The 23277-nt window shown below is 38.5% G+C and carries 16 protein-coding genes and 1 pseudogene; 8 read left to right on the top strand and 9 right to left on the bottom strand.

Going from position 1 to position 23277, the window contains the following annotated elements; genetic code table 11:
- Positions 1–68: 68 nt before the first annotated feature.
- Positions 69–3366: pseudogene (locus L659_RS01000000123015) on the bottom strand (TonB-dependent receptor).
- Between the two features lie 346 nt (positions 3367–3712).
- Between L659_RS01000000123015 and L659_RS0112570 the strand changes: the two are divergent.
- From L659_RS0112570 to L659_RS0112535, 7 genes are all read left to right on the top strand, one after another.
- Complete coding sequence (locus L659_RS0112570) at positions 3713–4285, top strand: RNA polymerase sigma factor (protein WP_024590760.1); 573 nt, start codon at positions 3713–3715, stop codon at positions 4283–4285.
- A gap of 111 nt (positions 4286–4396) precedes the next feature.
- Positions 4397–5377 (top strand): FecR family protein, encoded by a 981-nt coding sequence (locus tag L659_RS01000000123010; protein ID WP_231388442.1) that lies wholly within the window; start codon positions 4397–4399, stop codon positions 5375–5377.
- A gap of 36 nt (positions 5378–5413) precedes the next feature.
- The gene (locus L659_RS0112560) at positions 5414–6844 is read left to right on the top strand and encodes a sugar porter family MFS transporter (protein ID WP_024590759.1); all 1431 of its coding nucleotides are present in this window, start codon (positions 5414–5416) and stop codon (positions 6842–6844) included.
- 379 nt (positions 6845–7223) lie between these two features.
- Complete coding sequence (locus L659_RS0112550; protein WP_024590758.1) at positions 7224–8483, top strand: OmpP1/FadL family transporter; 1260 nt, start codon at positions 7224–7226, stop codon at positions 8481–8483.
- A 2-nt stretch (positions 8484–8485) separates the two neighbouring features.
- Positions 8486–8899 (top strand): YeeE/YedE family protein, encoded by a 414-nt coding sequence (locus L659_RS1000000123450; protein WP_007584056.1) that lies wholly within the window; start codon positions 8486–8488, stop codon positions 8897–8899.
- 3 nt (positions 8900–8902) lie between these two features.
- Positions 8903–9304: a DUF6691 family protein gene (locus tag L659_RS0112540; RefSeq protein WP_024590756.1), complete on the top strand. Its 402-nt coding sequence runs from the start codon at positions 8903–8905 to the stop codon at positions 9302–9304.
- 94 nt (positions 9305–9398) lie between these two features.
- On the top strand, positions 9399–10493 hold the full coding sequence (locus L659_RS0112535; protein ID WP_024590755.1) for a mechanosensitive ion channel family protein: 1095 nt from the start codon (positions 9399–9401) through the stop codon (positions 10491–10493).
- 33 nt (positions 10494–10526) lie between these two features.
- On the opposite strand, the gene L659_RS0112530 is transcribed toward L659_RS0112535, so the two are convergent.
- The 5 genes from L659_RS0112530 to L659_RS0112510 form a co-directional block, all read right to left on the bottom strand.
- Positions 10527–12662 (bottom strand): TonB-dependent siderophore receptor, encoded by a 2136-nt coding sequence (locus L659_RS0112530; RefSeq protein ID WP_024590754.1) that lies wholly within the window; start codon positions 12660–12662, stop codon positions 10527–10529.
- Positions 12663–12881: 219 nt separating this feature from the next.
- Positions 12882–13193 carry an EthD family reductase gene (locus L659_RS0112525; RefSeq protein WP_002958288.1) on the bottom strand — a complete coding sequence of 104 codons (312 nt, stop codon included), beginning with the start codon at positions 13191–13193 and terminating at the stop codon, positions 12882–12884.
- Positions 13194–13789: 596 nt separating this feature from the next.
- Entirely contained in the window at positions 13790–15316 is a 1527-nt protein-coding gene (locus L659_RS0112520) for an acetyl-CoA hydrolase/transferase family protein (RefSeq protein WP_024590753.1), read from the bottom strand.
- Between the two features lie 551 nt (positions 15317–15867).
- Positions 15868–17322, bottom strand: coding sequence for a hypothetical protein (locus L659_RS0112515; RefSeq protein ID WP_029769889.1), 1455 nt, complete (start codon positions 17320–17322; stop codon positions 15868–15870).
- A gap of 121 nt (positions 17323–17443) precedes the next feature.
- The gene (locus L659_RS0112510) at positions 17444–18463 is read right to left on the bottom strand and encodes a DUF2971 domain-containing protein (RefSeq protein WP_024590751.1); all 1020 of its coding nucleotides are present in this window, start codon (positions 18461–18463) and stop codon (positions 17444–17446) included.
- A gap of 324 nt (positions 18464–18787) precedes the next feature.
- Here L659_RS0112510 and L659_RS0112500 point away from each other — a divergent pair, with 324 nt between their 5' ends.
- Positions 18788–19237 (top strand): antitoxin Xre/MbcA/ParS toxin-binding domain-containing protein, encoded by a 450-nt coding sequence (locus L659_RS0112500; protein ID WP_024590750.1) that lies wholly within the window; start codon positions 18788–18790, stop codon positions 19235–19237.
- 358 nt (positions 19238–19595) lie between these two features.
- Here the strand turns inward: L659_RS0112500 and cas6f are convergent, their stop codons facing one another.
- From cas6f to L659_RS0112485, 3 genes are read right to left on the bottom strand one after another with little or no spacing between them, the layout of a single operon-like run.
- Positions 19596–20198, bottom strand: a complete 603-nt coding sequence (cas6f, locus tag L659_RS0112495) for a type I-F CRISPR-associated endoribonuclease Cas6/Csy4 (RefSeq protein ID WP_024590749.1) — start codon at positions 20196–20198, stop codon at positions 19596–19598.
- Positions 20195–21223 carry a type I-F CRISPR-associated protein Csy3 gene (gene csy3 / locus L659_RS0112490; RefSeq protein ID WP_024590748.1) on the bottom strand — a complete coding sequence of 343 codons (1029 nt, stop codon included), beginning with the start codon at positions 21221–21223 and terminating at the stop codon, positions 20195–20197. The genes cas6f and csy3 overlap by 4 nt, the downstream gene beginning before the upstream one ends.
- The gene (locus L659_RS0112485) at positions 21223–23274 is read right to left on the bottom strand and encodes a type I-F CRISPR-associated protein Csy2 (RefSeq protein ID WP_024590747.1); all 2052 of its coding nucleotides are present in this window, start codon (positions 23272–23274) and stop codon (positions 21223–21225) included. Before L659_RS0112485 ends, csy3 begins: the two co-directional genes overlap by 1 nt.
- Positions 23275–23277: the final 3 nt, after the last annotated feature.

Here is a 23277-nt window from a genome sequence, read left to right as displayed (position 1 = left end):
TGTTACCTATAAAGGCATATTTAAAAAGTGGCTACTACTAAATGTAAAAGCCACTTTTATTATTTAAGTTAGAAACTTCCACGAACACCTAACGCAAAACGTCGCCCGCTATCTTCAACCATTAGTAATTGATTAGAAAAGCGACCACGTTTGTGTACGTATTCTTCGGTTAAGTTTATACCTTCAAAGAACACCGATACATTTTCGGTAATATCATAGCTTCCACTGGCATCGAGTTGTGCATAGTCTTCCACTATAGTGACACCATCACCATTTAACTGCGTAAGCGACTGTACAAAACTATCACGCCAGTTATAGGCTAAACGCGCCTGAAATGGGCCATTCTCATAAAAGCCAACCACATTATAAGAGTCGCTTAAGCCTGTTAATGCAAATACTTGAGTTATATCTGCAGGATCTAGTTCTGCATCGCTGTCTACAAATGTCGCATTAACCATAAAACCAAAGCCACTATCAAAACTATGCTGTAGAGCCAGCTCCCAGCCGTCAACAATTGCCGACTCGCTATTATTTGGTAACGTATTGGTAAACACGGCTGTAGAGTCGGCAGCATCAGAGTTATCTACATCATTGCCTGTAGAAGGGTCTGTAAGTAACCCACCACCAGCAAGCTCGAACGTTAAGTCTTCAGTGGTGTTTATAATGAAGTTAGCAACGTTTTTTCTAAAGTAACCAGCTGATAAGTAACTTGCGTCGGCGTAGTACCACTCTAGTGATAAATCTAAGTTATCGGAGGTAAATGGTTCAAGTGCAGGATTACCTGAGCTTGATGTTAAGTTGCCACCTTGGCGAGTAGTTTCGATAACAGTCACTGGCGACATACTATCGAGCGTTGGGCGCGTTATCGTTTGTGATACGGCAGCACGGGCTATCAAATCGTCATTAATTTCAAGCTTTACACTAAAGTTAGGCAAAATAGCTTCGTAATCTGAGCTTGATGAAATATTTTTTACTGCACCAAAGTTAGCCAACATCTCGGTTTTATCTAAAATAGTTAGCGCGCTAACTGGCTCATCTGTGCCTTTTACTTTTACATCGGTACTTTCGTATCTAAAACCAGCAGATGCATATAACGGCATGCCAGCTAGCTCGGCCTCAAAGTCAAATTCAGTGTAAAATGAAAATGTATCTTCTGTTATTTCAAACGATTTATTGCGTTTAACTGCATCAAAACTAATAGGCTGACCATTCGCCGCAGCTATTTGCTCAAGGTACGCAAAGTTTGCCTCTCCATCATGTGCAAGCCATGACGTTGGCATACGACCGCTGCCGCTCACATCACCTAAAAAGTCATCTCCTGCGTCAAATACAAATTGCGCTAAGCCATCCATACTTGGGTCATCTGGGTAACCACAAAAGGTACAGTGAATACCTACGCCTTCGTTGTCCCAACGATCAAGGTTTTTAGTTTCAGTTGAATACATGGCACCAAATTTAACCGCGATTAACCCCGATGTACCTTCGTTATTCCATACACTATCCCAACGAAATTGATCAACCGTATCCTCAACAGCCCAACCACGGCGGAGCATTACATGTGCTCGGCTATTTGCTGTATCTAAATGATTAGACACTCCATCAGGCGTTACCCCTGGATCGTAAGCCACACCATTCAGTTCTTGTTGGCCACTATAAATATTAGGGTTAGCTGAGGAAAATTCACTGGCGTAAGGCAAAATGCCACCGTCTACTTCAAAGCGCACTCGGTTAGCATAGCCAATCAACGATAGCTGATCGCCACCGCCATTATTAGCCTCACGCTCGGCTTTTGAGTGGCTCAAATCAAACTTCATATTTAAGTTATCGTTTACATGCCAATCAAAATTAAGACCAAGTGCACTTGAATTTGTTAGACGGTCAAACTTTTTAGCGTGCATATCGGTGGCAAGACCAACTTCTTGGTATAAATCAACTACAGTGCCATTTTCGTCAACAGTTGGCCCCGCTGCATCACCAAAGCCTTCTAAGTTTGGTGCTGTAAACCAGTGCCCGTATGAAGTTGTATCGGCCTCTACATCAAAATCGGAGTAAAGTGCGTCAGCAGTAATCACTAAATCATCTGATGGCGCATACTGAATAACTAAGTTGGCATTAGTGCGTGTGCGTGTTTCTGTAGTAACTTTGTGATCGTAATTGCGTGGCGAAAATATATTACCACTGTAAGCTTGCCCACTTTGAGTTTGCGGGTTTGAAACACCGACGTTTTCGAGCCATCCATCTACTTGAGCTTGGTTTAAGCGTGTTTCGCGCTCTTGGCGAGAAACGGCAAACAACAAACCCAGTGTGTCATCATTAAATGTATTACTAATTAACCCTGAAATTTCTGGTGTGGTTTCTTCGCTATTTTCATCGTAAATACCTTTAACACTACCCGCTATTTTAAAGCCACTAATCGCAAATGGACGCGCCGTATTAACGTTTACTGTTGAGCCAATACCACCAGATTGCATAGTGGCCGTTGAGGTTTTAAATACATCTAGGCTTTTAACCAATTCTGATGCAATGGTATCAAAGCTAAATGCACGGCTTTGATTCTCTGATGCCATTTGGCGTCCGTTTACTAGTACAGTATTAAACTGCGGGCCAAAACCACGCACCGTAATAAGCTGCCCTTCGCCGCCTGAACGGTCTATTGAAACCCCAGTAATACGTTGCAAAGACTCGGCTAAATTTGTGTCAGGAAATTTACCAATATCTTCTGCTGAAATGGAGTCAACCACGCCACCGGCTTCTCTTTTTGCATCCATGGCTCGACCAAGCGAGNGAGCCTCTAATTCCGCGTACTTCTATTATTTCTGGATCTTGTACTGCTGTTTCTGCAACTGCAGGAAGGGTTGCCATTGTGCTTAATACAGCTAGTACAGCACTCGACACGCCATTTTTTTTATAGTTAGCCATGTTGTCAGTTCTCTCGAAGCTAGGGTCTATTAAAATAGAAATTTGCCCATCTTCGCTAACTTGCATTTGCAAGCCGGTACTGTCGAGTAAAATCTGTAATGCATTTATTATTGAATACTCGCCAGTAATAGTATTTGTTTGTAACTGTTGAATTTTATCCAACGGAAAAAGCAAAGTAATATCGGCTTGCTCGGCAAAGTTTATTAGCGATAAATCGGCCCTTTGTCGAGGAATGTTAAACATTGCTTTTTCGTCCACCGAGCTCGCTTTCACCTCTGTGGTGACTAAGCTAAAAACAAGCACATATAGCGGTAAACAAAGTGGCAAATGTATACATTCCATGCGTATAGTTTTTGGCCATACACAGAATGAAGACGAGTGACTTTTTATTTTCCTCCATAAATATTTTTTATTTTTTTCAAATAATTTATTTTTTTGACTAGCCATACTTATTATTACTAAACCTTTATTATTTTTTGGTGTGCAAAAAAATGTTGTGGGGTTTCAACTAAAAAAGTTAAATATATTTTTATATTAATTAATTGGTTATATGAACACGTATAATTATAGAGCTAGCCTATACGTGTTAATAATTTGAAAAACTGTAGTACACTTGGTATTCAAATTACAAGCTTTTAACAACAAGGATTGATAGTGCCTGCAATTTTACAAATAGAAAAACAATTTATTTTAAAATTGAGTAGCGGATTTTTTATTACCAATCGTCTTAAGCTGTAATGGCAAAACAATAACAACAATTGCCAAAACCACACACACACGAGACACACACTCAATGACAAAAGACACACTATTTTATAAGGCTTATCTGGCCTCGCGCAAAGGTCTCTCAAATGTAGTGGCACGCATAGTACCTCCACATGAAATTGAAGACATTGTGCAAGAAACTTACGTGCGAATTTGTCAAATAAAAAACACTGAAAACATTAGCTCACCAAAATCTTTTATTTATAAAACGGCGCGTAACCTAGCGCTCGATTATCAAAAGCAAGCCAATATACGACTAGTCGATAGTATCGACAACATGGAAGCATTAGAGCAACTCTTAGCAGAACATCAGAAAGACGAAATGTACGAAAATGCGCTAACCGATTGCGAATTTTCAAATTTTTGTGAAGCTGTCAGGCTTTTGCCTGTTCAATGCCGTAAAGTGTTTGTATTAAAAAAAGTGTATGGTTATTCGCAGCGAGAAATTGCTGCTCAATTAAACCTTAGTGAAAGTACCGTGGAAAAACATATAGCAACCGGCGTAAAACGTTGTACGCAGTTTATGCGTCAATCTGAAAAAAGTGTGTATGGCAAACCGAACTCTTCTTCACAAAAAAGTGCTGGAGGTAGTCATGAGTAATGTCCACCATATAAGCGAACGAAATAATAAGGCCGTCGAAGACGCACGCCTTGATTGTGCTAGTNGCTTGCCAAGCTCGATAGAGGTTTAACTAAACCCGAAAAAGACGCATTGCAGCTATGGTTAGCTCAGTCATATAAAAACGTCGAAGTATTGCTTGAAGTTGCACACCTATGGGACAAGATGGGTGAACTTAGCCGCTTATCTGATCTATTCCCGCAATCACAATCTAGACAAAAACGCCTCCCTGTGTGGTTAGGTGCAACGGCCGCTTCTGTTTTATTGGCTGTTGCACTTAGCTTTTTTCAAGAAGCATTTAATTTTTCATTTTTTTATCCCGTTAATCAGTCAGCTGTTGTCGCTAAGCAACTTAACTTTCAAACGGGTGTAGGTGAAAGCAAAGACATAATTTTGCCAGATAAAAGTGAAATCACATTAAATACTAATAGCTTTGTACAAATAAGATATACCCGAGACTCTCGAGTAATTAACTTACTGCGGGGCGAGATACATATAAATGTGGCGCATGATAAGACACGGCCTTTAAGTGTTATTGCTGGTGATAAAGTTATTCAGGCAGTAGGCACTGCGTTTAATGTTGAAGTGGGTAAAAAACAAATAGAGTTAATAGTCACTGATGGCAAAGTGCTTGTTGCCGAACAAACTAGTTCGCAACCATCAAACCTCCAAAAAAATGGAACAAATAAGCTTGGTAAATTTTTATCAAATAACTCTACAGCAGTTTCTAAAGGTGAAAAGCTCGATTTAAGTTTCAAAGGTAAAATAGCTAAGCACGTTGAAAAAGTAGACCCTATAGATGTAGCGGCTAGTCTTTCTTGGCGTAAAGGAAGCCTTATTTTTAGAGGCGAATCTCTTGCCGATGCCATGGCCGAGATTAGTCGATATACGAATATAGACTTTGAGCTTTCTGATGATGAGCGTTTAACAAGGGTACAAGTCGCTGGTATGTTTAAAACAGGCGATGTTAAGGGCTTATTAGAAGTATTAAATAATAATTTTAATATTAGTTATGAAAGAATTAGCCCAGATAAAATTCGTTTAAATTACGCAGATCCAAGCGCTTCAATATAGTACAGTACACAATAATAAAAATCAGGACACACAATCATGACATCATCTTTATCGCCGAGGAATAATAGCTCGGCGCGCACATCAAACACGTGCTCACTTTTTTACGTAATATTTATATCGGCCGTTGCTGCTATTGGTGGCTTTTTATTTGGTTTTGACTCGGGCGTTATTAACGGCACAGTATCGGCGCTCGGTAATGCATTTAATTCAAGCAGTGTGGCTACGGGGTTTAACGTAGCGTCTGTGTTACTAGGGTGCGCCCTAGGTGCGCTTGCTGCAGGGCCGCTAGCTGATAAGTTTGGTCGCCGTGCAATTATGATCATCACTGCGATTATTTTTGCCATTAGTGCATTTGGCTCAGGCATTAGCGAAAGCTCTGCGGAGTTTATTTTTTACCGTTTATTTGGTGGTTTAGGTATTGGTGCTGCATCAGTATTAGCGCCAGCTTACATTGCAGAAGTTGCGCCACCAGCACTTCGTGGTCGTTTAGCTACACTACAACAACTCGCTATTGTACTGGGTTTATTTGCTGCTTTTTTAAGTAACTATTTAATTGCTGATGCAGCAGGCAGCGCGCAAAATATTTTAATGCTTGATATAGCCGCTTGGCGCTGGATGTTTTGGGCTGAGCTTGTCCCTGCGGTACTGTTTTTAGTCGGTGTGTTGTTTATTCCTGAGTCGCCTCGTTATTTAGTAGCGCAAGGTAAAGTAGACGATGCTAAAGCAGTATTTAGTAAAATATCGAACGACAATGCAGATAAACAAATAAGCGATGTAAAACGCTCATTGCATAGCGATACAAAGCCAAGTATTCGCGATTTATTTATTGATAACAGTAAAAAGGTACACCCAATTGTTTGGGTAGGTGTGGCGCTGAGTGTGTTTCAGCAATTTGTGGGTATTAACGTGGTGTTTTATTACGGCTCTGAGCTTTGGCAGGCCGCTGGGTTTGATGAGTCGCAATCGCTATTTATAAATGTATTAGCGGGCACTACTAATATTGTATCTACTTTTATTGCCATTGCCCTAGTTGACAAAGTTGGCCGTAAACCACTGTTGCTTGTAGGCAGTATTGGTATGTTTATCAGCTTAAGCGCGCTTACTTATATATTTGGCAGTGCAGGCCTTGATGACGCAGGCAAACTTGCACTTAGCGATAACATGGGTACGTTTGCACTTATTATGGCTAACTTATTTGTGGTATTTTTTGGCTTAAGTTGGGGCCCAATTGTATGGGTATTATTAGGCGAAATGTTTAATAACCGTATTCGTGGTGCTGCCCTTGCCGTTGCTGCCAGTGCGCAGTGGATTGCTAACTTTGCAATTACCATGACCTTCCCTATTATGCTGGCTAACATTGGCCTTGCCGGCGCTTATGGATTTTATGCGTTATCGGCACTTATAAGCATATTTTTTGTTGTTAAATACATTAAAGAAACACGCGGTAAAACGCTCGAATCTATGTGATTTTTAAAAGCGGCGATATTAATCGCCGCTTTGCTTTTACATACAATGGCGTTATTTAAGAGTGATTGTTTGGATGAGCTAAACGTTAACTAATAAATATATTTTAAACTGCTGTTGATACGTAAACCCTCCTTTTACCTGCACACTTTTAATACCAAAGTGTATAGCTACCGATTGCATACTTAAATATCGCTATAACTCAATACGTTAGCGAACCTTTTAACTTAAGCTAAGATTGAATAGCAATCTACGCTCATTTATTTTAGCTTTATAACTATTGCCGTATTACCTTTTATTATAACTAATCTATTTAAATTCCTTTTTAGAATATCAAAAATTAGCTATTGTCCGCCCATTCCAACTTTATGTATTTACTAAAATGAAAAAACAGTTAATTTCAGGTTTAGCTTTAACGTGTACGTTAGGTTCGTTCAGTGCATTTGCTACTAATGGTTATTTTACTCACGGCTATGGCATGACCCACAAAGGTATGGCTGGCGCAGGTGTAGCGCTGTCAGAAGAATTAATGTCTGGCGCTAATAATCCAGCAACCTTTTTACCTAATGGAACAGAGCTATCTCTGGGCTTAGAGCTTTTTTCACCTGAACGAAAATATACTGCATCAAAAGTAGATACTTTTTACCCTGGCGCATTTTATCTTGAAGCAAAAACACAAAAAAGCGACAACACTGTATTTGCAATTCCAGAGTTTGCTATTGGCCATCAATTAAATGAAAAAGTAAATATTGGCTTATTAGTGTATGGCAACGGCGGTATGAATACCGAGTACGGCGCAGAATCCTCTCCTGAGGGGACTTTTTACGCTGGTACGACGGGCGTTGATTTAAAACAACTCTTTATTAGCCCAACAGTAAGCTATAAGTTGAATGAACAAACACGCCTTGGTGTATCCCCTATTTACGTGGTGCAACAGTTTGAAGCGCAAGGGCTTGGAAACTTTGCTCCTTTTTCGCAATCACCAGAAGCGCTTACAAATAATAGCACCGATACAAGCACAGGCCTAGGCATTCAACTGGGTATTAGCCAAGATATAAATTCGTCATTAAGCTGGGGGGCAAGTTACCGCTCATCAGTGTCTATGCAAGAGTTTGATAGCTATAAAGGTTTATTTGCAGAGCAAGGCGGATTTGATCTGCCAAGTTCGTTTCAACTTGGCGCAGCCTACAAGCTTACCCCAAGTAATCAGGTTGTATTTGATTGGCAAAAAATAAATTACAGCGAAGTAAAAAGTATTGCAAATCCAGTCAATAACTTGATGTCAGCGCCTTTAGGAGCTAACGCCGGCGCTGGGTTTGGCTGGAACGATATGACTATTTATAAGCTTGGCTATCAGTGGCAGCGTACATCGCAACAAAAAATTCGTTTTGGGGTGTCTTACACCGAGCAGCCTATTCCTTCTTCTCAAGTTATATTAAATATTTTAGCCCCGGGTGTTCAAGAGTGGCATTTTACTACTGGCTTTAGCCATTCTTTTACCAACAAGGTACAATTAAACGCTATGGCTTTTTATTCGCCAGCAAAAAAAGTAACGGGTGCTAACTACTTAGCGCCTAATCAACAATTATCAATCGAAATGAAACAAACCGGTTTAGGCGTTTCTATTGTTTGGGAAATTTAAAAATGATAACAGAATTCACCCCAGTATCGGCTGCAATAGGCGGTGCATTAATAGGTATAGCGTGTACGTTATTACTGGTTTTATACGGAAAAATTGCGGGTATATCAGGCATTGTTAAATCTGTATTCGCTAAAGCAAATTCAGACTCTCGTTGGCAGTTATACTTTATTTTAGGGTTGTTGTTGGCAGGAGTCGCTGTAAGGGTATTTGCGCCATCTTTATTAGAAGGCGAATTGCAATTACCGCCTTGGCTTATTGTTGTTGCAGGGCTTTTAGTTGGCGCTGGTACAACTTTAGCTAATGGGTGCACAAGTGGCCATGGTGTGTGCGGCATGTCGCGCTTTTCTGCTCGCTCTTGGGTTGCAACATGCACATTTATGCTTGTCGCCTTCATTACAGCAAACCTTGTAGGATAAATAATGAAAGCAATTATGATGGTTGTTATAGGCTTTATATTTGGCTTAGGACTTATTATTAGCGGGATGACAAACCCTGCTAAAGTGATTAACTTTCTTACCTATGGAAACCAATGGGACGCAAGCTTAATTATAGTGATGGCTGTTGCCATGCTAATAATGATGCTTACATGGTTATGGGTTGCAAAAAAAGAGAAGCCACTTCTTTCAGGAACGTTTAATTTAAGTAATTTAAAAAATATTGATGCGCGCTTAATTATCGGCTCAGTACTTTTTGGTTTAGGCTGGGGTTTAAGTGGTATATGCCCAGGGCCTGGTTTGGTTCAATTGGTGTCTCTTAAAATGGAGTTTTTATTATTTTTTGCAGCCATACTAGGCGGTATGTGGTTAGCCAAAAAAGTATAATATTTGCTGCCGACTAAACTCGGCAGCTACTTTACCCAAACAAAGGTACATAACTTGCTGCAATATATAAAACTATATTGAACAGGTTTAAGTTATGCTAAATAAAGCGCTGGAATTTTCTAACAGCACACCTTGGTTAAGCGCAGCGTCCTCCTTTTTACTTATAGCTATACTACTGTTTTTAATTCGTTTTTTTGTAATGTACTGGCTAAAAAAATGGACTTCAAAAACCAAATTTATATTCGATACTTTACTAATAGAGTCAATATCTAAGCCGCTAACACTGTGCACAATTATTGTGCTACTCACCATTTTAGAGCACGACACCTTCATTATTAGTACTTCTATTTCTCAGCAGATCCCTTTTAATAGCATTAATATTGTATTAGCGCTGCTTGCACTTATTATGTTTTTAGACCGCTTTATTATTGGCACTATTAATTACTATGGTAAACAATCAGCCGTGGTTTTTAATTCAAAAAGCATAATTAAAGGCGTGATACGCGTTACATTATCGTCAGTGGGTTTGCTGGTATTAATGGGCACGTTAGGTATTTCTATTACGCCCATTATTGCCTCGTTAGGTATTACATCACTGGCTGTTGCCCTTGCTTTGCAACCTACCCTCGAAAACTTTTTTTCTGGCGTGCAGCTAGTAATAGATAAACCTATAAGGGTGGGTGATTTTATTGAGCTTGAATCTAAGGAGCAAGGCTTTGTTGATCATATAGGCTGGCGATCTACATGGGTTAAAATGCTACCTAACAATATGATTATTATACCTAATAGCCAATTATCTAAGTCGCGTATTATTAATTACTTTTCCCCTGAAAAAGAGCTAAGCGTGCCTGTTGATATAAGCGTGCATTACGATTCAGATTTAGAATTTGTTGAGCAAGTAACACTTGAAGTGGCTCGTGAAATACTTATTTCACACGAATGGGGTGTTGATGATTACAATACCTTTGTGGTTTTTCATACCTTTGATAGATCAAGCATTAACTTTACGGTAATGCTTAGAGCTAAAGAATACTTTAATCGCTTTTGGGTTAAATCTGCTTTTATAAAAGCCCTGCATAAACGCTATAAAAAAGAAGGTATTGTAATCCCCTTCCCTATTACGGCTATTAACACGACTCAAGAAGCTGCTAAATTTAATAGTGATAAAAAAGTGCAAGGCGATACTTAAAAAAAGCGCGAGTGACTCTCGCGCTAATAAGTATTAAAACTTGTAAGTTATTTGCCCAATAATTTCACGAGGGCTGCCAGGAAAGTGGCCGTTTCGCTCACTAAATCCACTAACCGCGTATTCTTTGTCAAACAGGTTATTAATATTTACACTCAGTAATACGTCGTCAAAGCGACTCGTCCAGCTCATATCAAATACAGTAAATGGTTTTACTTTTTGGCCACTGGTACTAAGTTGCTCACTTACGTAATTTGCACCAAATGCAATTGATGAGTCAATTGAATCAATTGCGTAGCGAGTCCATAAACCTGCCTGGTGGCGTGGTGCATTAGCAAAGCGCGAACCATCTCCAAATGTATTTGAAAGCGTATCACCCGTTACGCCGTCTACCACTTGCGTATCGTTGTATGCGTAGTTAGCCGTTACGGTCCAGTGCGCTGATAAATCGCCGACTAAAGTTGTTTCAAATCCTCGGCTTTCTACTTCACCTATATTTAAAAGTGCAGCAATTCCATCCCCCGCTCCCGTATCGTCTGGGTTGCTCATTACCACGTTTTCTTTATTAATTTGGTAAATTGCAAAGGTGCTCATAATTTTGCCGTCGAGCCATTGGTTTTTCATACCCAGCTCGGTTTGCTTACCGGTTTCTGGTTCTAAATTACCTTCGCCTTCTACATCTTCTTGGTCGGCTGACGATGTAGGGTTAAAGCTCTCTGAGTAGTTAATATATACCGATGTGTTTTCTACTGGTTGATAAGTAACAGCAACGCGCGGCGTTATGTCGTTATCTGAGTAACTAAAACCAGTTTCTTGATTAAACTCTTTAAAATGGTCATAGCGTAGGCCTGCAATTATTGTCCACTGCTCGCCTATGCTAATTACGTCTTGCGCATACACACCAAATCGGTCGGTATCAACGCCATCGCGGTTCATGTCGGTGAGGTTATAAGTGCTTGGGTCGGTTTCACCGTAGTTTAAATTAAAAATATTTAAATTAGCGACGCCATCGGCCTCATATCGGGCACGTAAATAGTCATATTCGGTATCAACGGTGTGGTAATCACCACCAAATAAAAACTGATGGGTTAATTGTCCTTGTCTAAAGTTATAAATAAAGTCGGAGGTTAAGCTTGTTTCTTCATTAGCGCGATATTGCTTGCGGTATTCACGCTTAATCGTTTCGTCGTCAATATTGGCAATGCCATCGCCGTTTACATCTACCCAACTTTGCGACTCATGGTAGCCTTGATCGCGTTCGTTATCCATGTAACGCAGTGTGCTACTTACAGAAAAATCATCACTAAAGTAATGACTTATCTCGGCTTGAAGCACCAACGCTTCCATATCTTGATAATCAACCGCTTCATTAGCGTTATAACTTGGGTCAACTAAAAAGTTGCCGTTATCATCTACCGGTACGCCACGTAGGCGGTTTCCGCCTAGGTCTTGTTTAATGTAGTCAACACTTGTGGTTAGGGTTGTTGAATCACTTAAATCAAATAACAATCCGCCGGTCAGCTCGGTGTTTTTTGAGTCTGCATTGTTACGAAAGCTGTCTTGCTCTTCATAGTAACCACCCAATCTATAAGCCATTGTATCGTTTAAACCACCCGTCATATCGAGTGATGCACCACGGGTGTTGTAGTTACCCAAAGTAAGCTTTAATTCGCGTTTTTGTGTGTAGCTTGGCTTTTTAGTTACGTAATTAATCATCCCACCAGGTTCGCCACCGCCATACAAAGCAGAGGCTGGCCCTTTTAATACTTCAACACGTTCAACATTAAATAACTGCGGTACACCAAAGCCCGAATATGGGTCGCCACGCACACCATCGTAAAATACATTTGCGTCATCTCTAAAACCACGAAAAGTTACGCCTGAGTAGCTATATTCGCTCACTCCCGCAATAGATCGGTACAAATCGGTAATGTCACGCGCTGCTTGGTCAATAATAAGTTGCTCGGTTAAAACCTGAGCCGATTGCGGAAGCTTAATAAGATCTAAATTAGTTTTAGTCCCAATTTTACTTTCGGTTTCTAGATAAAATTGCTGGGCACGGCCAGTTACTTCAATAGTTTCAATGTCGTCGTTTTGTTGTGAAAAAGCTATATTAGAAAAAACAGATAAAGACGCAGCAATACTTAATGCCAAATAATTAGGGTTAAACATGATAATTCCTGGGAGAAGTGTAGATAGCTAACAACCTAAATGATAACTTTTATCATTTTCATAATCAACACAAGGGCAGGTTTAATACATCTAAATATTAGAACTAATATTACTTAAAACGGAGCGCTAGCCCCTTTATTGCAGTTAAAATAAAACCCCTACTGTATTAAATACAGTAGGGGTTATTAAGTAATTCTTAAATTAGTTTTAGCGTGTAATTTATCCCGCAATATTACTAATTTGAATTACTGGAGACACGTTAGTAAAATTAACTAAATCAGCCGCTATTACTTCTTGATGAGGTGCAAAGGCTTGCTGAAAAGATTCTACCGATTCAAACACTAAATGCCCCATAGCAATATAAGTTGGCGCTTCGCCCGGTGCGCCACCTGCTAAACCTGCATCTGCACTACTTGATATAAGCGCTTTACCAACTAACTCTGCAACTAGGGGTAAATGTGTTTTACAGTAGTAGTCCATATCGAAAGTAGCACTTTCATTATTTGGGTATAATACGCTTACTTTAATCATTACATTCTCTCTTTTATTTACTAAAAAATTTAAAGCGTCTTTTGAAACAGTATGAATCATACATAAGTAAAAAACGCATAAGTGAGCAGTCGCTCAATTATGCGTTATTCATACTCATAGCGCCAGTAATTTGATTGCAGTGCTTATTTTAATTAAGGTGATACTTCGCTAATTTACTTAAGTGCGGGTCGTTTTTTAAAATGTTTGGGCGGTAAAGACTCTACAAAGTTAACGCACGTATTTATCCAATATGCTAAATCAGAATCAGACTCAAAACCTTCAGGCAAAATATAAACCAAGCCCTTAACTGGTTTTACTGTAAGGTCGCTCTTCTAACCCTCTGTCAAACGCCATTTTAGTATCTCTTTTTTAATAAACACATTACACACTTAATAACGGTAATAGCACTTAAACCTAAGTGAATAAAATAACAGTAATAAAGGTGATTAAGAAAGGTATGCAAAGAGTAGGTATAAAATTATTTTGGACTTACAGTTTATATCAAACCGCACTAATCAAAGCTGATTGAGCTGACACTAGTGCGGTTCAAAAGTAAGTATAAAACTAACTAATTCAATTTTAATAAACCAAAATGCTTATGCAGACAGTTGCACTTGAGCATTGGTTACAGATACTTTTTTCATGCTGCCTTGTTGTTCAAGGCGAATATGCCAACTAAATGCTTCTTCAAGTAAATGAGGGGTGTGCCCACCACGCTCACAAGCGCGATTGTAGTAATCTAACATGTCGTCGCGGTAATCTGGGTGCACGCAGTGCTTAATAACTTGTACAGCACGCTCACGCGGCGCTAAACCGCGTAAATCAGCTAAGCCTTGCTCGGTTACTAAAATATCAACATCGTGTTCGTTGTGATCAACATGACTCGCCATAGGCACTACGCTTGAAATAGCGCCATTTTTAGCAATCGATTTAGTCACAAATATTGCTAAATGAGCATTACGAGCAAAATCACCCGAGCCGCCAATGCCATTCATCATCCGTGTGCCACAAACATGTGTTGAATTTACGTTGCCATACATATCAAACTCAAGCGCGGTGTTTATTGCAATAATCCCTAAACGGCGCACTATTTCAGGATGGTTAGAAATTTCTTGAGGGCGTAACACTAGCTTGTCTTTGTATTGCTCTAAGTTATTAAATACTTGCGCATTACAACGCTCCGATAAAACAATTGAGCTGCCCGATGCAAAACTAAGCTTACCTGCGTCAATTAGGTCAAACGTCGAATCTTGTAGTACTTCAGAGTACATTGTTAGGTCTTTAAAGTCAGAATCGAGTAATCCCATCATTACAGCATTAGCAATGTTACCAATGCCTGCTTGTAGCGGACCTAAATTAGCTGGCAATTTATTTTGAGCCACTTCGTCTTTAAAAAAGTTAACTAAATGGCGCGCAATAGCGGCGGTGTCTTCATCAGGGTCGGTAACGGTAGAAAACGAATCGCTTTGGTTAGTAAAAACAATTCCAACAATTTTTGCAGGATCAATGGGAATTGCAGTACTACCAATTCTATCATCTACTTTAACTAACGGCATTGGTTGGCGAGTAGGACGATACGAAGGGATGTATATATCATGCAAACCTTCAAGATTCGGGTTATGCAGCATATTAATTTCAACGATGACTTCTTTGGCAAAAATAGCAAAACTCGCTGAATTACCTACCGATGTAGTTGGCACAATATGCCCTTCTTCGGTAATGGCAACGGCTTCAATAACAGCCACATCAGGCATGGTTAATTGATGGTTACGTAAATGCTCAACCGTTTCAGATAAATGCTGATCAATAAACATAACTTCGCCGTTATTAATCGCTTTACGTAAAGTGCTATCTACTTGAAAAGGCATACGACGCGCTAAAATGCCCGCTTCTGTTAATAGCTTGTCGAGATCATTACCTAAAGATGCGCCAGTCATTAAATTTATTTTTATTGGATTTTTTTTGACTTGCTCAATTAACGCTCTGGGTACTGCTTTAGCTTCTCCGGCGCGAGTGAAACCACTCATCCCTACAGTCATTCCATCTTTAATAAATTGGCTTGCTTGTTCTGCCGGCATCACCTTGTCATGCAGGTTACTATTGCGAATACGTTCCAAGTGCATACTGAGCTCCTCTCTAAATTTGACATTATTCTAATCCTAACTTCGTACTACACAATCTAGACTTAAGTCGTATTTATGAATCGAGGATGAGCAACATGTTTAAAAGGGAGGTTAATTTACTTTTAATTAATACTATCATGTAGTTATTAGTAATATTTTTAACAAAAATGACATAACAATCTATAAAGTAATCTATAAATAAATAGTATTATTTAATTAGAGGAATTATTTTTGAGGAATTAAGTTTATTAGTTCAAACACCCAATGTTGTTTGAAGTATAAGTTGACATAAGAACATACGTTTCTACTGGGCTACAGCGCCATAGGTGGAGAGTAACTTGGCATGAAATTGAAGTGTATAATGGCATAAAGTTACCAAATATAGGCTTTATGAGGTCAATCCCATAAAAATACTGCCAAGTTTAGTTGGCTGCTATGTGCCAATTGCAGACAGTGGTAACGCCTCGCTTAACCGATGTAAAATAGCAGGCTAAAATTAGCGACGAAGGAGTGCAAGCCTGCTATTTTACGTCCTTTGGTTAAAGCGTTTGTTATATTTTTGCTAACTCAGGAATCGGTTCCTTTGTAGTAATAACGAATGAAGTCGAATTCAACACATCGTATGGCTGATAAAAACCTTGCTCCCCATTTTCATCGCACGAAAATATATGTGAAATATCTGGAAAGTCATTAGGGTCAACAGGATGCAAGGCATTTGGATTATGGTACATTACCAAACTCTCTGACCATGATTCCGTATACTCAGGCGAATCTACATCTTCATGGAAAGGTATGCCAGCAAAAGCCTCTGGTTCAGGATTAAACCGAGTTCCAGCCCTCAAGATTTTAATATCTTCTCCCCCCATACCAGCGAGCTTACCCATACGATTAAACTTTGTAATAGTTGCTGCATTGCTAAATAAGATAGCACTAACATGCTCAGAGTCAGGCTGATTGAAAAAGCCAGAAGGAATTGATTTACCTTTCCATTCATGAGTCTCTATGCGGGTAATTTTTGGCTTTCCATCTACAATCGATGCCCTAAAACCGTATAAGTATTCCATTAAGGCAGTTCTAGACCAAATCATAGAGCCTGTACTATGAAAGTCATGTATTGCGAATACTAATGGCTTGTCTTGAACATGAGTTTTTTCCCAATATTTCTTCTTGAGCTTAGAATATAAAGGACTACCAAACTTAATTGGCATATAGCCGTTGAGAAGCTCTCGTAACTTTTCGGGATCTTCCGGCGCCTCTTCATCTGGACGCGCTTGATTTTCACTCGGATTCACTGTCACAGCTTCAACTAAATACTCATGCACCTCATTAGTAATGTGGAAGTCAGGTGCAGCATTCCCTTTAATTTGAGTGAATTTATCGTGGAAATAGATATATAGATACAACTCCCAAAGGCGAGCGTCAAAGCCATGTGTTTGAAATTCTTTTATATAATGACCATCAGGGTCATCAAAAGTATACACTATTTCCTTTATCAAATTTCGAGCTGCTTCCATCCTAGGTTCTTCAGCTAATGCTATATAGATGGGATTCAACTTTTCTCGCTCAACTAAAGGCTCAAAAAGTTCATTGGTTAATTTAATTTCATCCCCTTGAGGGTAAAAAGAGTTACCATCATTTTTATATTTTTTAATAGATTTGATTAATTCATTTCGAGCATCTAGTTCACTAGGTTTAAATTTTTTGCTGACTTCTAGCGCCCTAAATATTTTTCTAGTATCACGCCCCATAACAACAAAGCCATAATCATTATCGATTACATCTCTAAAAACAGTTGCTAGAATTTTTTTATCGTATGCAATAAGCCACTGTTGTTCATCTGCTGTACTTCTCGCCATAGGATGACGTGAAAAACAAAAAGCATCAAATTGACGCCTAGAAATACTCCTCACTCCTGATGGCAACTTAACTGCCACATTAGTTTTTTTACGTCTCTTTTCAAGCTTCTTCTTTCTTTTCTGATCTCGAGACAACTTAGCTTTTGCCATCAAGTACCTCTAAACTCAATTAAAAATATAACGCCGTATTAGGCGACTAGTAATAGCTTGCTAAAATGTGAAACAAAGTAGACCCGAGCAAGCTGTTACTAGTCCGACTTGAAAACCCTTGTTATATGGCAATTTCACCGATATCTGTAATTTCTTTGTATTGACTGTCAATTTCTTGAATCGATAGGTAATGATTAACGTACCTATTCTCTTCACGCATGTATTGAACAAATATTACAGGATTACTAATGTCGCCTTTTGAAGTGCTAAACTCAACCATTTCGACTTCGTTACAGTCTGGCTCTCTACGAACGATTTCAGCAGCTTTAGATAAATATTCAACATACGGTTTATATTTCTCAATTACATATTCAGGTGTAATAGCATACTCAGCAATAGGCGCAATTGAATATTTATATTTATTGGCTTTCTTATAGGGATCTTCAATGGCGATAAATGAAAATTTATAGCTCTTAGGGTTTAAGATGATCTGGTGATATTTGATACCACGGCCTTTAAGCTTATCCATTAGTTTATTTTTATCACTATCTGACATTCTTAATCCAAAATAGATAGCTTTTACGGCGCGATAATCATAACTATGTTTACCAGAGCTGGATGTTATAACTCTTATTTCTTTTTCGTAACTCCAAGCTTTAGATTTGATCCCGAACATTTTATTCAAGATTTTTTTTTGACTACTTGTGTCTATATCGGAAACACTTATTACTTGCGGAGAGTTTTTATATTTAACGTCTAAGTAAACGTAATCATTCTTTTCATATTCAATTAATTTATCTAAATCATATTCAACACAGAAACCTGTGTGATTACAACCATAATGAGCCCATAGCAACTCATCTAATGATGTTCGGCTTAACGAATATATGCCTGACTTATCGACAAAACTGAATACGTCCTTTAATGCGGCTTTTACATTACCAAGTTCATTAGTCGAACTATTAGCTTTTCCCACAAAGATTTTAAAAACAAGATCTAACTGAGTATTCACACTTTCATCATCGAATAACCCTTCACATGGATCATTTAAATTTTTTCTGGTAGGTGCCCAAAAGTAATTTTCGAAGAGTGTTTCTAAATCCCTTTCAAATTCACCACCGCGATATTTAAATACTCTCAAAAGCCTTCCTTGCCATATAATAATTTAATAGTGCGCTCATCGCGCATATTTCTGCCGATTAAACACTCATTTTCTACATTATATAGTTTTAACAAATAACCTAAGATATTACTATCACTATGTCTTCTCAAGCTTTAAAGTTAAATGAACCTATATGTGCGCGTCGCTCATTTTCATGAATATGTGTGCAAACAGCAGTTTGACCAATCAAGTAACTACGATATTTAGTCAACCTCAACGTCTGCACATCGCTCTAATCCGACTATCAGCTGGATAACAGAAGTGCTATTATTAAATATAACTTTTCTTGGCTTTGAGGTATGTATGCCTAGTGATATTCAACCTAGTGCTAATCATAAATTTGTAGATATACTCAGCAATGGAAAAGTTAATTTAAGCTCAAACCCTTTAGATGAAATTGAATTAATTCAGCGTGGTTTAGATATAAAGAGTGTTGAGAAGTTTAGGCTTCAGTTAGGTTGGGATATTCAATCCTTTGCTAAAGCAATTGGTACAAATATTAGAACTTTGGAACGTCATAAAAAAGAGTACACACGTTTAAATGCAACTTTGGGTGAAAATACCTTTGAGTTAGCTCATCTAGCATCAGCTTGTATCGATTACTTTGAAAATATTGAACGATGGAATAAATGGCTAAATACGTACTCCTTACAATTTAGCTCTAAAACACCTTTAACATTTGTAAATACAATTGCTGGTAGAAGGTTAATTAGGAACGTTATAAATAGCCTTAAATACGGTTATAACGCTTAAAAACACCCCAGCATTTGCTGGGGCCTCTCTATTTAGCCTCTGCCTTTTCGGCAGTTAAAAGTCACAAGTTGTGGTTGTTTACTTCCTGGCCTAACTTCAGCTGCCTACTCGGCAGTTCACTATCAAATTCGTCTGTTGAGTACCGCTTATTAATTTCCAGCTGCCTACTCGGCAGTTCACCCTAATGCTTGTGCATGACGCTCTTTTGCTCGATTTCCAGCTGCCTACTCGGCAGTTCACTATAAAAAATAGTTTAAATTTCTATAAATACCAAACTGTTAAACGAATTTAAATTATTTACCCTTATTTTTAACCAATCAAATAACTCATTGAAAATTAAAAGAGTGCTTTAAAATTATTAAAAAAGGGTATTCAAAGAGGGAACCGTGCCTTGAAATGTTTGATTTGTAGCAAAGCCATAATTATTAAATTGATTTTCTATCGCATTAGTATTTTCAATTTTTTGTATGTGAAGTATAAAATCTTCCCCGTTACCTTTGCTTGATACAGGTATTGAATGAAAGTGGCCTATGTCCTTTGCCTCAAATTTATATTCAGGGTTGTAAACTTCGCCTCTGGCTTCAGCTCGTTTTTTAGCGCGTCTTAACCGTCTTTGCTTTTCGCCAACAAAAGCTTTGGCTACTGATTGGTTGCGGACAAACATGACTTCACTTTGGTTTACTGTTACTTCGAGTATTTTTGATAAGCCAAATAACTTATCATGAGCCATCATCTCAAAATAGCTTTGCTGAGATAGATTGATTAATTGCTTTTTATCTGTTGATACAAACGCTATTTGATTGCCTATCGTTTGCTCATTCCATTTAGGAAAGCACACACCAATATTACTTATTTCGCGTGAACTCATAAACCCATGCAAAATACCAATACAACGCCCAGAAAGAAGGCTTACATCACAATTTTTAGGTAAATAAGTAATAGCAAAATAATAGCGCTTCAAGCTTTACTCCTTTGGAACAAGCCACCTTTGATCAACACTGCCGCAATAAAATGAACTGCATTTGACTTCTCATCTTGCCCTAAACCATGCTTTTCCATGTGTTTAATATGCAAAGCAATGCGCGGGAGTAATGAATAAAAGTCTGAATGGCTCTTAGGTGTTCTGTGTGCAACTAATATTTGCTTATCTGCGCCATACTCGTGAGTGCGTAAAGGTTTGTAACCTCCCTCATACCAATCATCAATAGTTTGAATCGCAGCCCCTACTTTTTGTGAATTCAAACTTGCTGCTTTTTTATTGCCGACTTGAGTGTATGCAAGTTGTTTAGATGACATGCCTTGTTCAACATTGTCTACAAACTTTTGACTAGGATGAACCTCTTGGCTAAATGCATTTTTAATTTTTGCGGTTATATCTAAGTAACAATAATTTTGAGGGTTGCTGAGCCCTTCTTGAATAGCTTCTGATAATGTTATTAGTGCTGTTTGATTATTTTGCCAATTGCCCTGCCACTTTAGCTTTTGTACACCTTCAATGATGATCGGGGCTGCATTCTCAATAAGGATTTCAATATCAACATTTGGTGATTGACGGTTGCGCCAAAGCCAGTTTCCCATCAGTATATTTTTAGCATAGCGAGTTGCCACTTCATTAAGGCCATTGTGCTTTTTATAGGTTTCAAAAAAACGTTTTAACCAATAAATAACTTTAGGGTCATCACATACATGTGGCTCAATACAATTAGCCTCAACCCTGAGTGAAAAACGACAAAATAGCTCATTTACCGTTGGAGGAACGTAACACACATCAATTGTTTGAGGGTTTCCAAACGCGAGATCTTGTGGCGCTAAATTTTTAGCCACATTTTGCTTTTGATACGCATCGCCAAACCCTGACTTTTGCCCAACTAATTTATTTTGCTCTATTTGTAACGGTTCAAAATCAGACTCCGGTGTTTTATAAAAAAACACCGCTTTACTGGGTGAGAGCGAACGCGTGTAACTTAAGTGCCGAGGTAATTGCATTATTCATACTCAAACTTAGACTTTTTCATAAGCATAGACTCTTTTTGAACATCCATAACCCAAAATGCGTCATGGAAGAACTGCTTAGCCCCTGCGTACTTAACTGATGTATTGCTAACACACTCTAAAAGCCCAATTACGGGCTCTGCATAACAATGGTGTTCATGTAATGCTGCATCCCGCTTTACGGGTTCTTCAAGCGCAGCAAAGCCAATTGCAGCGGGTCTTAAATTAAAGTTCCCGTTAAGGGCATCAATTAATTGTTCAAAACTTTTAACTACTTTTTTTGACGGGTATAACCAACTACCATTTGACGATTTTGCTTTAAAGTTTTTAAAAAGTTCACTCGGTTTAGTATGCAAATGGCACCAGTCAATATTTTGATATAACGAAGGTGGATGCATTGTCCCGCCTGCATAAGTAGATGGTAGTGCGGGCTTTATAAGCTGACTATTTAACTTATTAAGTATCTCTTCATTTGATACGAAAAGCCTAAATACTAAATCGAGTGTTATGTCACATTTAGGTTTATCGATAATTCCTGATCTTATTACATGGCTACGGCCAGCAACTTGTTTTAACTTACTTGGTTCAGGTAATGGTTTACCTGTATGTAATTGATAGTTTTCAATGTAAATGGCACTGCCAATACACTTAATTGAAGGGTCTATAAAGTTTTTTAGCTTTCGCTCAAAGTTATGAGCAAGCCCATTTAAAGCTGTAAGTGACGGCATACCTTGAATATATGGGTTAGCCATTGCCTCGGCATCAAACACTCGCATATCTTGGCAATGTACATACACTATTTGCTCATCATTTAATATTTCTTCTTCAGTTGTACAATGAGTAAACACATAGTTTAACTGCGCTTTAAACAGCCCCATTAAATTAGGGTGATACGCAAAGCGTTTGAGCTTACTTAAATTACCAAGGCTCTCATTTAATATGTTACTAAATTGGCTAATACAGTTAGTAATACTCTGATCTAAGTAATGCTTTGCCCACTCAGGGTAAGCTTGCTCTTGAGCGTTATTTTTAGCTTCCAGAATGTTATCCAGCCATAACTGCAAGCTAACACGTACTTGCCTAATAGCCGCTACTCGCGCTAATCGCTTTTGCCTTAACGTATTAAACTGTTTAATACCAACCAATACCAAAAGCGCATGCTGAAATTGACTACTTAATAGTGCACGAATTTTAAATGTTTTCTCAATATCATTATTAGCTACTTTAGAGCGGTTAACAGCCTTAGAATATGTTTTAGGAAAGTAACGAAGCACTCTAATATTACCGCCTACTGAGCTTGCTAAATCGCCAACATTAGCAGGTCTTGAGTGCTCAACTAAGCCAAAGTTTAACTTACGACCTGTTGTTAATTGCTGAATTTTAGCTAGCATTGCGTGGCTTACTACAGGCGTAACCGCAAGGTAGCTTTGCTGGAATGGCATTTGTAATTGTGGTGAAAAAGAGCTTACTTCTAATGGGAGCTCTGCCACTGGCAAAAGCTGTTTTATTTTGCCCGCGATGTCTAAAACCGCCTTTTTAGTAAACCCGTACCCTCTTATTAAATTAATCCAAACAGGCTCTTCAATTATTAGTAACTTTGCTAAACAAGTCACTTCGCCTTGCCAAGTAAATGAGGTTAAAAATAGCTTTGCATGATTAATTTCAGCACTGTTGTGCGACCAGCCAAAACTTAAAGGTAATGACCGGCTACAAATACCCGCAATATCTTCACTTACAACTTCACTAATTAAACGTTGATGGCTTACGCGTATATCGGGGTATTTTAAATTATGAGTATGAAACCATTTAACTTCGTTAATACACTTACTTAATAACACTTCATCACGTAATACACTTTTAGCAGTTCTTACACTTGTTAAATCATCAATCTCACTTCGCTTATAAACTAGGTTAATGAGCACAACGAGTACTTGTTCTTCAAAACCATCTACCGCAACATGAGGCATGTATGGAGCAAACAACTTTCTAAGTGCTGTGGTTTTTTCTTTTAGTGATTCAATTGCAAATGCATTTTGTAAGTTCATAAG

The organism is Pseudoalteromonas sp. S8-8 (genome assembly GCF_000497875.1).
GTDB classification, from domain to species: domain Bacteria; phylum Pseudomonadota; class Gammaproteobacteria; order Enterobacterales; family Alteromonadaceae; genus Pseudoalteromonas; species Pseudoalteromonas arctica.
The sequence above is the reverse complement of the archived record's forward strand: the minus strand, read 5'-3'. Positions and strand labels throughout refer to the sequence as shown.

Excerpts from the sequence above, each read along its gene's own strand:
- L659_RS0112570 (WP_024590760.1), top strand. The coding sequence starts at position 3,713 with ATGACAAAAGACACACTATTTTATAAGGCTTATCTGGCCTCGCGCAAA.
- L659_RS0112560 (WP_024590759.1), top strand. The coding sequence starts at position 5,414 with ATGACATCATCTTTATCGCCGAGGAATAATAGCTCGGCGCGCACATCA.
- L659_RS0112550 (WP_024590758.1), top strand. The coding sequence starts at position 7,224 with ATGAAAAAACAGTTAATTTCAGGTTTAGCTTTAACGTGTACGTTAGGT.
- L659_RS1000000123450 (WP_007584056.1), top strand. The coding sequence starts at position 8,486 with ATGATAACAGAATTCACCCCAGTATCGGCTGCAATAGGCGGTGCATTA.
- L659_RS0112540 (WP_024590756.1), top strand. The coding sequence starts at position 8,903 with ATGAAAGCAATTATGATGGTTGTTATAGGCTTTATATTTGGCTTAGGA.
- L659_RS0112535 (WP_024590755.1), top strand. The coding sequence starts at position 9,399 with ATGCTAAATAAAGCGCTGGAATTTTCTAACAGCACACCTTGGTTAAGC.
- L659_RS0112530 (WP_024590754.1), bottom strand. The coding sequence starts at position 12,662 with ATGTTTAACCCTAATTATTTGGCATTAAGTATTGCTGCGTCTTTATCT.
- L659_RS0112525 (WP_002958288.1), bottom strand. The coding sequence starts at position 13,193 with ATGATTAAAGTAAGCGTATTATACCCAAATAATGAAAGTGCTACTTTC.
- L659_RS0112520 (WP_024590753.1), bottom strand. The coding sequence starts at position 15,316 with ATGCACTTGGAACGTATTCGCAATAGTAACCTGCATGACAAGGTGATG.
- L659_RS0112515 (WP_029769889.1), bottom strand. The coding sequence starts at position 17,322 with ATGGCAAAAGCTAAGTTGTCTCGAGATCAGAAAAGAAAGAAGAAGCTT.
- L659_RS0112500 (WP_024590750.1), top strand. The coding sequence starts at position 18,788 with ATGCCTAGTGATATTCAACCTAGTGCTAATCATAAATTTGTAGATATA.
- csy3 (WP_024590748.1), bottom strand. The coding sequence starts at position 21,223 with ATGCAATTACCTCGGCACTTAAGTTACACGCGTTCGCTCTCACCCAGT.
- L659_RS0112485 (WP_024590747.1), bottom strand. The coding sequence starts at position 23,274 with ATGAACTTACAAAATGCATTTGCAATTGAATCACTAAAAGAAAAAACC.